This window comes from Nocardioides luteus (assembly GCF_015752315.1).
GTDB lineage: Bacteria > Actinomycetota > Actinomycetes > Propionibacteriales > Nocardioidaceae > Nocardioides.
Window position 1 is genome coordinate 3,222,287 of record NZ_JADOVJ010000001.1, and the last position, 12,219, is coordinate 3,234,505.

The window sequence follows — 12,219 nt, forward strand, 5'->3', positions numbered from 1 at the left end:
CCGGAACCCTGCGCTGCCTGTGGCACGCGACCGAGGCTGTACGTCATCTGCGAGACTTCGGGCATGCGCATCGTCTCGGTCAACGCCTGGGGCGGTGCCCGGTACGACGACCTCGCGGCCTGGCTGCCCACCGCCGGCGCGGACGTCGTCTGCCTCCAGGAGGTGACCCGCACCGCGGGTCTGTCCGGCTGGACGTCCTTCGCCGACGGCGAGCGGTCGCTCCCCCAGCGGGCGAACCTGCACGGCGACGTACGTCGCCTGCTGCCGTCGTACGAGGGCCTGTTCCTCGCCAGCGATGCCGGCCCGGTGACCGACGATGCCGGCCGCCGCCACCGGCAGGACTTCGGCCTCGGCACGTACGTCAGCGAGCAGCTGCCCGTCATCGGCATGGCGGGCGCGTTCGTGCACGGCGGATTCGTCGACCACGACGAGTGGACGATCACCGACCGCCCCCGGGCGGTCCAGGCGGTCCGCGTGGTCGACCGCGCAGGCGGGCGGCAGGTGTGCGTCGTACAGCTGCACGGCCTGCGTGACCCGGCCGGCAAGGGCGACACCCCGGCCCGGCGCGAGCAGGCCGAGCGGCTCGCCGCCTTCGTCGAGGCGACCCGGGCGCCCGGCGACCTCGTGGTCGTGGCCGGCGACCTCAACCTGCTGCCGGACAGTGCCACCTTCGACGTGCTGCGCCGGATCGGGCTGCAGGACCTGGTCGGCACGGCCGACACCCGCACGTCGTCCTACCTCAAGCCGGTGCGGCACGCGAGCTACCTGCTCGTCTCGGACCCGGAAGCCGTGGCGGGCTTCCGGGTCCGGACGGAGCCGGAGGTCTCCGACCACCGGATCCTCGAGCTCGACCTCACGCCAGCTGGGTGACCTCCCGCCGGAACGGCACCTCGTCGTTGGAGGGCAGCACGGCGTCGAACTCCTCGGCCGCGCGCCGGCCGGACCACACCGCGGCCGCGATGGTGCCGGGCGCCCAGGAGTCGCCGATGCCGCGTACGGACGCGATCTCGCCGGCGTCGCGACGGGCGAGGAGGTCGAGGTAGAGCTCCTCGCGCGGGAGCCGGGCGGTCACCATGACGACGGCGTCGCAGTCGAGGTCGCGCTCGGCGCCGGCGTAGACGTCCTTGATCCGTACGCCGCCGGTCCCGACGGACACGACCGCGTGGTCGGTCACCCGGGTGATGCCGTTCTCTATCAGGCGGCGCTGGATCCGGTTGATCTCGAAGGTGTTGTTGGTCCACGACGAGACCTGCGAGCCGGTGGTGACGATGGAGACGTCGTAGCCCTTCCGCGCGAGCAGCTCGGCGACGACGCCGCCGAGGTAGTAGTGGTCGTCGTCGTAGACGACGACCTTCCTGCCGTCGGGCAGGCGACCGGCGAAGAGGTCGTCGGGCCCGAGCACCTGCATGCCCTCGTCGATCGGCATCGCGGTCGTGTGGAAGCGCGCGACGCCGTCCGTACGCCAGCTGGCGCCCGTCGCGGTGATGACGTGCTCGAAGCCGAACTCGACGATGTCCGCGGCCGCCATCGGGCTCTCACGGTAGATCTCGACGTTGGGGAGGTCGGCGAGGACGGCCTCGCGGTACTCCTTGACCCGGCCCCAGGCGGACAGTCCCGGCAGCGCGGACTCCGCGGTCACCCGGCCGCCGAGGTCGCGGCCGGCCTCGGCGAGCACCACCTCGTAGCCCCGCAGGCCGAGAGCACGCGCGGCCTCCAGGCCGGAGGGACCGGCGCCGACGATCAGCACCCGGGAGTCGCTCTCCTTGGCGCGGATGTTCTCCGGGTGCCAGCCGCGTCGCCACTCCTCCCCCATGCTCGGGTTCTGGGTGCAGCGGATCGGCGACATGGTGAGGTCGCCGGAGACACAGATGTTGCAGCCGATGCACTCCCGGATCAGGTTCAGCCGGCCGTCGCGGATCTTGTTCGGCAGGAACGGGTCCGCGATCGACGGGCGCGCGGCGCCGATCAGGTCGAGGATGCCGGCCTTGACCTGGCGCACCATCGCGTCCGGCGAGGTGAACCGGCCGACACCGACGACGGGCTTGCTGGTGAGCTTCTTCAGCCCGGCGACGAACTCCTCCTGGCGGCCCTCCGGAGCGAACCGGGAGGTGACCGAGTCGCCCTCCCAGCTGCCCATCGCGAAGTCCCACAGGTCCGGCAGCTCGCCGAGCTCGCGCAGCACGCCCTCGATGTCCTCGCGGGTGATCCCGCCGTCGATCTCCTCCTCGACCGTGATCCGGCAGGCCACGGCGGCGCGGCCGGCGACCTCCTCGATGGTGTCCTCGAGCAGCTCGCGCAGCAGCCTCATCCGGTTCTCCAGCGAGCCGCCGTACGCGTCGGTGCGGTTGTTGTAGCGCCGCGAGAGGAAGTGGTGCGGAGCGCCGTAGCCGTGGGCTCCGTAGACGTAGACGACGTCGTAGCCGGCCTCGAGCGAGCGGCGTACGGCATTGCGGTGCCAGCGGCGCAGGTCCTCGATGTCCTGCAGCGACATCGCCCGGGCCTGGACCGGCGCGATCGTGTCGGGGGCGACCGGAAGGTGAGCGGGCCCGAGCGGGGTCTCCCGGCTGAGCTGGTTCGGCGCGTTCATCCCGTTGTGGGCGAGCTCGATGCCGGCCAGGCCGCCGCCCTCGTGGATCGCGTCGGCGATCCGCTTGAGCGCGGGCAGGTCCTGGTCGTCCCAGATCCGCAGCTCGATGAACGGCGCGATGTCGGAGGTCGCGTGGATCTCGACCTGCTCGGTGCACACCACCGACCAGCCGCCCTCGGCCTTGATCTTGCGCATCGCCGCCTGGGCGCTGGGGTCGCGGTAGCCCATGCCGTTGCAGTGCGGCACCTGGTAGAAGCGGTTCTTCGTGGTGAACGGCCCGATCTGGACCGGCTCGAACAGGATGTCGTACGGGGCAGCCACGGGGGTCTGCGTCATCGGGTGGGCTCCTCGGTCGGGACGGACGGGACGGGCGCGCCGACCTGCGCGCGGACGCGGGCACCGCGGGCGTACCCGACGGCGCACAGCAGGAGCAGGAAGGCGAGGGTGCCGAGCGTGAAGGCCTCGAAGGTCAGCTGGCTGACGCCCCAGTACTCCTCGAAGGGGTATTCCTCGCCGAAGAGGCGCTCGAGCGTGCCCGGGAAGACGGCGACCCAGGAGCCGAGCAGGATCCAGGCGAAGGCCAGCCAGCCGAGCACCGCGAAGCCGCGGTCGGAGACGGGCACCCGGAACGGGCGCGCGCGGTCGGGGTAGCGGGTGCGCAGCCGGATGGCGGCCGGGATCACCAGCAGGTAGCTGAGCAGGAAGGTGGAGATCGAGATGGTGAGCACGACGCCGAAGATCGGGGCGCCGTCGCCGGTGACCTGCATGGCGACGAGCAGGAAGACGGTGGCCACGACGCCGGAGAGCATGTTGACCCGCACCGGGGTGCCGAGACCCTCGTGGAAGCGCCCGAAGAAGCCGCCGAAGAAGGCGCCGTCGGCAGCGGTCATCGCCTGCATCCGGTCGGAGATGATCATCCACGCGGCGCCCTGGCTCATCAGGATGTAGACGAAGACCACGGCGGTGAGCGTGAGCAGCGGCTCGGCCGCTGCGCCGTAGACGGAGTACACGGTGCCGACCGCGTCGAGGAGGCCGCCGATGCCGGTGATGTCGTCGCTGGGGACGACGAGCAGGATCGCGAAGATCGGCACCAGGTAGCAGACCGCGGCGGTCGCGCAGGAGCGGAAGATCGAGACCGGTACGTCGCGGGCCGGGTTCTCCATCTCGCCGGCGGCGCTGTTGGAGGACTCGAAGCCGAGGTAGGCGAAGAGCAGGATCGGGACCGAGCCGAACAGGCCGAGCAGGGTCGGGCTGAAGTCCCCGCCGCTGAGGCCGACGACACCGTTCTTCGCGGCGTAGATGACCGTGGTCAGCACGAAGAAGGCGAGCAGGCCGACCTTGAGGATCGCGCCGCTGGTCGGCAGCCACTTGCCCTTGGCCAGGCTGGCGATCGCCGCGACCACGGTGATCCAGATGAAGACGATCTTGAAGACGTAGTCACCGATCGAGCCGTGCTCGAGCGGCGTGATGTAGACGCTGACGGTCTCGGCGGCCAGGAAGGCCATCGAGCCGCCGACCCACACCGGCTGGGTGATCCAGGTGAGGATCGCCGCCACGGCGGCGGCCGGTCGACCGAAGGCGTCCCGGACCCAGGTGTAGGCCCCGCCCTCCTCGCTGAACGCCGCACCGGTCTCGGCGAAGATCAGGCCGTACGGCACGAGGAAGAAGATCGCGAGCACGAGCGCCCACGTGAACGCCTCGGCGCCGTAGAGCGAGACCTGCCCGAGGGTCTCGAGGCCGACGACGGCGGCGATGAGCAGGAAGACGATGTCGAAGCGTCGCAGCGTCTTGCGGAGATGTGACTGTTGCTCGGCCGCGAGCGCGGTCGGCTGGTTGGTCTGCGTCATGGTGTGTCCCTGGCTGTGTGGGGCTGGCGGTCAGTGGTTGATCCAGACGGTCTTGAGACCGACGTACTTGTCGAGGGCGTGGAGCGAGAGGTCGCGTCCGAAGCCGGAGCCCTTGAACCCGCCGAACGGGGTCCAGGCGCTGAAGGCGTCGACGCCGTTCACGGTCACGGTGCCGGCGTGGATCCGCTCGGCGAGCCGATGGGCGCGGCTCAGGCTGCCGGTCGCGACCGAGGCGGCCAGGCCGTACGCGGTGTCGTTGGCGAGCGCGACGGCCTCGTCCTCGGTGTCGAAGGCGGTCACCGCCAGGACCGGCCCGAAGACCTCCTCGCGGGCGAGGACGGAGGCCGGGTCGACGCCGTCGAAGACGGTCGGCTGGACGTAGCAGTCGCTGCCGCCGCGGGTGACCCGCTCGCCACCGGTCACCAGGCGCGCGTCCGAGGTCTTGGCCTCGTCGACGAAATGCATGATGCGGTCGGTCTGCTCGGGCGAGACGATCGCGCCCATCCCGGCGGCCGGGTCGAGCGGGTCGCCCGGGGCGTACGCCTCGGCCTCCTTCGCGACGAGGTCGATGAACTCCTCGTGGATCTCGCGCTGGACCAGCACCCGGGAGTGCGCCGAGCAGACCGCGCCCTGGTTGAACCAGATGCCGAAGGCGGTCTGCTTCGCGGTGGTGGCGAGGTCCTCGGCGTCGGCGAAGACGACGTGCGGGCTCTTGCCGCCGCACTCGAGCCAGACCTGCTTGAGGTTGGACTGGCCGGCGTACTGCAGGAAGTACGCGCCGACCTCGGTCGAGCCGGTGAAGGCGAGCACGTTGACGTCCGGGTGCAGGCCGAGGGCCTTGCCGGTCGTCTCCCCCAGGCCGGGGACGACGTTGAGGACGCCGTCGGGGATCCCGGCCTCGGCGGCGAGCTCGGCGATCCGCAGCGCCGAGGACGGCGACTGCTCGGCGGGCTTGAGGACGACGCTGTTGCCGGCCGCCATCGCCGGCGCGACCTTCCAGGCGAGCATGTCGACCGGGTAGTTCCACGGGACGACGGCACCGACGACCCCGAGCGGGACGCGGCGGATCAGCGCGGTCGTGCCCGGCGGGGTCGGCGCGACCTCGTCGTTGATCTTGTCGATCGCCTCGGCGTAGTAGCGGAACAGGTTCACCGAGAACGGCAGGTCCAGGTCGTAGGCGTCCACCACCCGCTTGCCCATGTCGAGCGAGTCCAGGACCGCGAGCTCGGCGGCATGCTCGGCAAGAAGATCGGCGAAGCGGAGCATCCGCTCGCGCCGGAACGCGACTCCGGACCGCGACCAGCCCCCGTCCTCGTACGCAGCCCGCGCCGCCCGCACGGCGGCGTCGACCCCGGCGGCGCCGGCGTCGGCGACCTCGGCGAGCAGTGCGCCGGACGCGGGGTTCCGGTTCTCGAAGGAGCCCTCCGCGGTGTCGACGGAACGGCCACCGATGAACGCTCGCGTCCGGGGGCGGACCTCGGCGGCGATCTGGCGCCAGTCCTGGTGGGTTCGCACAGGCAAGTCCTTTCTTTGCGCTTCACCGCAAATATGAAGCGCGCCACATCAGGTGTCAATCATTCGCCCGCAGATTTCACATACGCGTTACGGTTGAGCATGGCTCGACGCAAGGACCAGGCCGCTCGGCGCGAACACCTGACCGCGGCAACACTGACCGTGATCGCCGCTCATGGCTTGGCCGGCGCCACGATGAAGAACATCGCCGCCGAGGCCGGCATCTCGCCGCGGCTGATCGCCTATTACTACCCCGAGCTCGACGGCCTCATCGAGGCCGCTCACCAGGCCGCGACCGACCGCTACTACTGGTCGCGCCAGCGCGCGATCGAGGGCGACCTGTCCCCCGCCGAGAAGCTCGGCCGCCTGATGTACTCAGGCCTTCCCCGAGGTGAGGACCTCCTGCTGAGCCAGGTCCTCGACGAGATCTCGGTCAACGCGAGCCGCAGCCCGATGCACGCGACCCTGATGACCCTGCTCTTCGACCGCGAGGTCTCGCTCTACACCGCCGTGCTCGAGGTCGGCCGCGCCACCGGCGCCTTCACACTGACCGACTCGGCCGAGGCGATCGCCCGCAACTTCGTCGCCCTCGAGGACGCCTTCGGCCTCCATCTGCTCGCCCACAACTCTTCACTCAGCCTGGAGCGGGCCGAGCAGCAGCTGGCGAGCTACGCCCACTCCGCCCTCGGCGTCCGGGTCACTCCGATCGACCCGTCTTTGCCGAAGGACGCAAAGAATCCGCCGGCAGCGAGGTAGCGGTCAGACCGTCGCCACCTGAGCCGGGCGCGCCGTCCGCGACAGGACCTCGACGCCCCAGCAGACCAGGCAGCCGACGAGCGGGATGAGCACGCTCGACACCATCATGAAGAGGTCGGTCACGAAGGTGTCGCCGACCATCGACTCCCAGACCCTCCCCGACCACGTGATCCACACGATCATCAGCACCGCGGGGACGACCAGCCCGACCAGCCACAGGAATCCCTGACGCCGCGCGATGCCCCACGCAGCCACCAGGCAGAGCACCGTGACCACCATCTGGAGCCGGATCACCCACAGCCACCACTCACCGTGCGGCAGATCGAACGACCCACGCGCCTGGAGGAAGTTCGCCACCAGCCAGAACGAGTCGAAGAACCACGGCACGATCAGAAGGAGCGGCGCGGTCATCCGACGGACGAACGTTCGTCCGCGCCAGACCAGCACCGCTGCGTACGTCAGGTAGACCAGCGTGAACAGCACACCCTGGAACGCGTAGATCTCGGGATAGCCGATCTCCCACTGGAGCCGGCTCAGCAGCATCAGCCGCAGGGCCTCCGCCACCGCGACGATCCCTGCCGCCACCACCGAAAGTCCGACCCGATTCGTCCGCTCCGCGGTTGTCGTCATGTCCGGCAGTATTGCGGGTTCGCCGACCTACGCGTTGGTAACGGACCGCCGTGTCGGTCATTCGCGACCCGGCGAGCCGGCCGCTCAGTCCTCGGCGCGGTCTCCGATGACGACCGGCCGGCCGGCGACGTACCCGGCGAAGATCTGGACCACCGCGATGCCCAGCAGCAGCACGATGGGGACCGACCACGATCCGGTGGACTCGCGCAGCAGCCCGACGACGAACGGGCCACCGGCCGCGAGCAGGTAGCCGATGCTCTGCCCCATCGAGGAGAGCGCGGTGGTGCCGGCGGTGGTCGCGGTGCGGATGCTGAACAGGGTGAGGACCACCGGGAAGACCGCGCCGCCGACGCCGATCAGCACCGCCCAGACCCAGGCGCCGGCGACCGGGGCGAGCCAGAGGCCGGCGAACCCGATCGCGAGCAGCGCGGTCAGGACCGCGACCAGGTGGCCCTGCGACGATGCCCGGATCGCGAGCGACGGGGCCAGGAAGAAGACCGGTACGCCGACGAGGATGCTCACCGCGAGCAGCAGCCCCGCCGTCGCGTGGTCGAAGCCGGCATCGGCATAGATGCTGGGCAGCCAGCTCATCACGACGTACGCGAACAGCGACTGGGTGGCGAAGAGGACGGTCACGGCCCACGCCACGGGCTCGCGCCACAGCGAGACCCGGGTCGCGCCACCGCGGCGGTGACCGTGGTCGCGCAGGTGCGGCAGCCAGGCGAGCAGAGCCAGGCCGGCGAGCAGCGCCCAGACGCCGAGACCGACCCGCCAGCTTCCGGCCGCCTCGGCGATCGGCACCGTGACCCCGGCGGCGATCGCCGCGCCCAGCGACATGATCGCGCTGTAGGCACCGGTGACCGCGCCGACCCGGTTCGGGAAGCCCTCCTTGACCACGGCCGGCAGCAGCACGTTGGCGAGCGCGATGCCCGCGCAGGCGACGAAGGTGCCGGTGAGCAGGAGCCAGGGGTCGCCGATCGCCCGGACCAGCAGCCCGGCCACCAGCAGACCGAGCGCGACCCCGATGCCGCGATGCACCCCGAGCCGCCGCGCGAGCGTCATCCCGGTCGCGCCGACGACGGCGAAGCACAGCACGGGCAGCGAGGTCAGGAACGACCTGGTCCCGGCCGAGAGGCCGTCGAGCCCGTCGAGCAGCGCACCGAGGGACGTGATGCCGCCACGCAGGTTCGCCGCCACCAGCAGGACCGCGACCAGGAGCCACACCGTCGTCCGCAGCGACGTGCTCGACGATGGAGACTCGGGGCGGGACTGGAGTCGGGAGGTCACGCCCCCTAGGATGCCAGACATCGGATGATTGGACGAAAGGACGGCACGGTGCCGCTCTCCACCACCACGCCTCGCTCCCTGGTCGACCAGGCGATCGACGGCATGCGCGAGCTGCTCGCCGACGGCGAGTGGGCCGTCGGCGCTCGCATCCCGCCCGAGCCCGAGCTCGCGGCGGCACTCGGCGTCAGCCGCAACACCGTGCGCGAGGCGGTGCGGGCGCTGGCCCACACCGGCGTGCTGGAGGTGCGACGCGGGGACGGGACGTACGTCGCCGCCGCCAACGAGGTCGCCGCGATGATGCGGCGCCAGGTCGGCCGGGTCGACCTGCGGCACGTCCTCGAGGTCCGCCACGCGATCGAGACCCGGGCCGCGGCGCTGGCCGCCGAGCGTCGCTCCGACGACGACCTGCGGGCCCTGACCGCCGTCATGGCCCGGCGCACCGCCGCGGTCGCGGCCGGCGACGCCGCTGCCTTCGCGGAGGCCGACGCGGAGTTCCATCTCGGCGTGGTCACCGCCACCCACAACCCCTTCCTCATCGAGCTCTACGCGGGCTTCGAGGACACCCTGCGCGCGACCATCCACCTCGACGACGAGACCGCCGAGATCGCCGACGAGCACGTCGCCGTCTTCGACGCGATCCGCGCCCAGGACCCCGACGCCGCCGCGGCCGCCGTCACCGGCCTGCTCCACACCCTCGCCCGATAGCCCAGCGGCTCCGGTCCAGGAGCCCTACCATCGCCGCATGATCGAGTTCGTCAAGCTGATCGTCGATGTGGTCCTCAGGGCCGTCCCGGGGATCGTCAGCAGGAACGAGCGCGACAGGGCGGCACAGCTCGGGGCGGACCTGTTCCTGCTCTACGTACAGATCAACGAGGTGCTCGTACGGGCGGAGCAGATCGTCACCGAGATGGAGCGCTACGACCGGTCGGCCGGCCCAGAGCTCGCCGGGGCGCGCCGGGCGCTGCTGCGGCTGGTGCCGGAGCAGATCGCCGACATCCAGGTGATCGCGGAGCGTCTCGACGGCCTGCGGTGGGAGCTCCAGGTGCTCGACGGCCAGTCCGCTCTCGCGCTCGACCTCCTCCTCGACCTCAAGTTCTCGGCGCTGGATCTGCTCTCGCACGCGCTCAGCCTCGACCACCTCCCGCTCGGAACGACGAGCGTGGAGGTCGACGACGAGGGGATCCGGTTGCCGCAGATCCGGCCGACCCACGAGGCCCGCTGGATGGTGTGCCGCAACCTGCGCGACGAGCTCGGCGGGGACCACCCCACCCGGGACGACGAGGCACGCCGCATCCGGGCTTATCTCGCGCACCGGCAGCCACGGGAGGAGATGCGGGCGATCCGGGAGAGCCTGGAGACGCTGCGCGAGGCGATCGCGGCCAATTTCACGATCCAGGACATTCTGATCCGGGCCGGCGACCCACGCCTCGACCGCAGGCGCCGGCGCCGGTTCCGCTAGCGGTCCGGGAGATCGACGCGGATGAACTTCGGCCGGTACAGGAGCGGGTTGCGCAGCACCGCTCCGAAGTCGGTGCTGTTGCGGCTGTAGGACACGATCACCGAGTCCGGCTCCTCGAGGATGTCGGGGTGGGCCAGCGGCATGTAGCGCAGCTCGCCACGTGCGACCCCGGAGGGCAGGGTGCCGACCGGGGGCTGTGCCCGGAACGGTCCCGTCGGTGACGACGAGGTCCAGAAGACCAGGTCGTCGCCCAGGAACTCGCCGCTCTTGCTGAACGCATACCAGCGCCCGCTGCGCTCGAAGACGCTCAGCGTCTGGGAGACGCCGTCGGCTGCAGGGATCAGCTCGCTCGCGGCGCCCGGCCGGCGGCCCCAGCGGGCGCCGTCCCAGTAGGTCCAGCGATCCGGCTCCGCGACGTGGTCAGGCTCGACCCGGGCGACGTGGAGCGAGAAGCCGGTGCCGAGCTCCGGGTCGGGCTCGCGGGCGGTGCCGTAGAGGTAGAGCCACTCCCCCGACACCGCCGCCGCGGCTCCCCACATCGGCCGGCGGGTGTCGGCGTCGTCGGCACCGACGTCGGTCACGGCGATCAGCTGCGGCACTCCCCCGTCCGGGACGACGAACTGGGCGATCGCCGGGCCGAGCGCCTCGAACCCGAACACGTCCTTCGAGGTCGTACGCACCCGCTGAGCGGCCACCACGACCAGGGCATAGCCGGGCTTGTCGAGCGTGGTCACCGACATCGGCCAGTAGCCCACGCCGTCGTCGCGGTCGGGGATGATGGCGCCGCCGGACTCCGGCAGGACGACGCGCAGGCAATCAGGCTCGACGAGCAGCATCGAGTTGCGTACGAAACCGGCCCCGGGGAGCTTCTTGTCACGCAAGGTGTCGCCGAACATCCAGATGCTCCGCCCGTCGGCCAGGGTCGCGCTGACCCCGACGTCACCGCCCTGCAGGGCCGGCTCGGCGCGCAGCCTGGTGATCCGGTTGAGGTCGTCGACGTCCTCGACCGGCCCCGACGGTACGCACTGGGTCGTCGAGGCGAGGCTGGCCAGCGGTCGCGGCACGGTCTCCGCGTGCAGTGCGGTGGTCAGCGCGGTCGCGGTCACCGTCAGGCAGGTGGCCGAGACCAGGACCACGCCGAGGGTCCTCCGCCACCCGCTGACCGAGACGGGATGGCCCTCGGGCTCGACGAGGCCTCGGACCAGCCACCGGCTGGCGACGAGCACGACCAGCCCGAGGAGCGCCGAACCCACGATGGTCACCACCGGTTGGGCGATGCCGGTCGGAGCCTCGACCGCCCACAGCAGCGACTCGGCAGCCCCGGCGATCGTCCATCGGGAGCTGGTCGCCCACGGCTCGGCGAGCAGCAGACGGTCGCCGGCGACGACGAGGGGCACCGGGCCGGCGACGATCACCGCGGCCGCGAACAGCAGACCCGGCAACCTGCCGATGACCTCGCAGGCGAAGGTCAACGCCCCCGCGGCGATCACCGTCGCCGCGAGCACCGATGCGACCAGCAGCCGCTCCCCTGCCGGTGCCGGCGCGGCGAGCAGCCAGCCCCAGACGCCCGCTCCCACGGCCAGCGCGGCGAGCGCGGTCAGGCGTGCCAGGAGCCGACGCAGCGTACGTGCCAGCGGTCCCCACACAAGCGAGACGACACACACCAGCAGGAAGCCGGCCAGCGCGCTCACGAACGTGATCCCGGTCCACGACCGCTCCTCGTGCCGGTCCTCAGCCGGGACGAGCGCGACGGTCCTGCCGCGCGTCTTCTCGATCCGCGTGACCTCGACGTGGATCGCGCGGGCGAGCTCGGGCCGGTGCGCGGCCGCGACCCGCAGGTCGTCGCGCGTCCCGGACAGATCGAGGTGGACCGCCGCGACCACGTCACCGCTCTCCAGCAGCTCCGCCGCCTCGGCCGGGTCGTCGACCGCGCCGGCCGTGAACGGGCGCCCGGGCACCGCGTTCACCTGCTTCACGAGCGGCGCGGTCACGACGTCGGGACCGACCAGCACCACCGGCGCCTCGTGCAGCTCACCGGAGTCGGTACGCAGCCCGGTGACGATCCACCCCAGGGCGATCAGCACCAGGACGGCACAGAGCACGACCTCACGACGACTCCCCGGCCGCACCGCTCACCGCCC

10 protein-coding genes are annotated in these 12,219 nt (G+C 71.4%); 4 read left to right on the top strand and 6 right to left on the bottom strand.

Annotated features, from left to right (window positions below; all coding sequences use genetic code 11):
* Positions 1–63 precede the first annotated feature (63 nt).
* Positions 64–870, top strand: a complete 807-nt coding sequence (locus tag HD557_RS15485; protein ID WP_196874534.1) for an endonuclease/exonuclease/phosphatase family protein — start codon at positions 64–66, stop codon at positions 868–870.
* On the opposite strand, the gene HD557_RS15490 is transcribed toward HD557_RS15485, so the two are convergent.
* Genes HD557_RS15490 through HD557_RS15500 form a run of 3 tightly spaced genes read right to left on the bottom strand, consistent with a single transcriptional unit; the run spans position 854 to position 5,949 of the window.
* Complete coding sequence (locus HD557_RS15490; protein WP_196874535.1) at positions 854–2,923, bottom strand: oxidoreductase; 2,070 nt, start codon at positions 2,921–2,923, stop codon at positions 854–856. The two genes, HD557_RS15485 and HD557_RS15490, sit on opposite strands and share 17 nt — an antisense overlap.
* The gene (locus HD557_RS15495; protein WP_008361607.1) at positions 2,920–4,434 is read right to left on the bottom strand and encodes an APC family permease; all 1,515 of its coding nucleotides are present in this window, start codon (positions 4,432–4,434) and stop codon (positions 2,920–2,922) included. The genes HD557_RS15490 and HD557_RS15495 overlap by 4 nt, the downstream gene beginning before the upstream one ends.
* 30 nt (positions 4,435–4,464) lie before the next feature.
* A complete protein-coding gene (locus HD557_RS15500) occupies positions 4,465–5,949 on the bottom strand; it encodes an aldehyde dehydrogenase family protein (RefSeq protein WP_307785631.1) in 1,485 nt (494 codons plus the stop codon).
* 99 nt (positions 5,950–6,048) lie between these two features.
* Here HD557_RS15500 and HD557_RS15505 point away from each other — a divergent pair, with 99 nt between their 5' ends.
* Positions 6,049–6,702 carry a TetR/AcrR family transcriptional regulator gene (locus HD557_RS15505; protein ID WP_196874536.1) on the top strand — a complete coding sequence of 218 codons (654 nt, stop codon included), beginning with the start codon at positions 6,049–6,051 and terminating at the stop codon, positions 6,700–6,702.
* 3 nt (positions 6,703–6,705) lie between these two features.
* On the opposite strand, the gene HD557_RS15510 is transcribed toward HD557_RS15505, so the two are convergent.
* Both HD557_RS15510 and HD557_RS15515 read right to left on the bottom strand, forming a co-directional pair.
* On the bottom strand, positions 6,706–7,332 hold the full coding sequence (locus HD557_RS15510; protein ID WP_196874537.1) for a hypothetical protein: 627 nt from the start codon (positions 7,330–7,332) through the stop codon (positions 6,706–6,708).
* Between the two features lie 84 nt (positions 7,333–7,416).
* On the bottom strand, positions 7,417–8,619 hold the full coding sequence (locus tag HD557_RS15515) for an MFS transporter (RefSeq protein ID WP_196874538.1): 1,203 nt from the start codon (positions 8,617–8,619) through the stop codon (positions 7,417–7,419).
* Between the two features lie 24 nt (positions 8,620–8,643).
* Between HD557_RS15515 and HD557_RS15520 the strand changes: the two genes are divergently transcribed.
* On the top strand, positions 8,644–9,324 hold the full coding sequence (locus tag HD557_RS15520; protein WP_196874539.1) for a FadR/GntR family transcriptional regulator: 681 nt from the start codon (positions 8,644–8,646) through the stop codon (positions 9,322–9,324).
* Positions 9,325–9,361: 37 nt separating this feature from the next.
* On the top strand, positions 9,362–10,078 hold the full coding sequence (locus tag HD557_RS15525) for a hypothetical protein (RefSeq protein ID WP_196874540.1): 717 nt from the start codon (positions 9,362–9,364) through the stop codon (positions 10,076–10,078).
* Here HD557_RS15525 and HD557_RS15530 read toward each other — a convergent pair.
* Positions 10,075–12,207, bottom strand: coding sequence for a hypothetical protein (locus HD557_RS15530; RefSeq protein ID WP_196874541.1), 2,133 nt, complete (start codon positions 12,205–12,207; stop codon positions 10,075–10,077). The genes HD557_RS15525 and HD557_RS15530 overlap by 4 nt on opposite strands.
* Positions 12,208–12,219: the final 12 nt, after the last annotated feature.

Coding starts and splice junctions, on each gene's coding strand:
- HD557_RS15510 (WP_196874537.1), bottom strand. CDS start 7,332: ATGACGACAACCGCGGAGCGGACGAATCGGGTCGGACTTTCGGTGGTG.
- HD557_RS15520 (WP_196874539.1), top strand. CDS start 8,644: ATGATTGGACGAAAGGACGGCACGGTGCCGCTCTCCACCACCACGCCT.
- HD557_RS15490 (WP_196874535.1), bottom strand. CDS start 2,923: ATGACGCAGACCCCCGTGGCTGCCCCGTACGACATCCTGTTCGAGCCG.
- HD557_RS15525 (WP_196874540.1), top strand. CDS start 9,362: ATGATCGAGTTCGTCAAGCTGATCGTCGATGTGGTCCTCAGGGCCGTC.
- HD557_RS15505 (WP_196874536.1), top strand. CDS start 6,049: ATGGCTCGACGCAAGGACCAGGCCGCTCGGCGCGAACACCTGACCGCG.
- HD557_RS15485 (WP_196874534.1), top strand. CDS start 64: ATGCGCATCGTCTCGGTCAACGCCTGGGGCGGTGCCCGGTACGACGAC.
- HD557_RS15495 (WP_008361607.1), bottom strand. CDS start 4,434: ATGACGCAGACCAACCAGCCGACCGCGCTCGCGGCCGAGCAACAGTCA.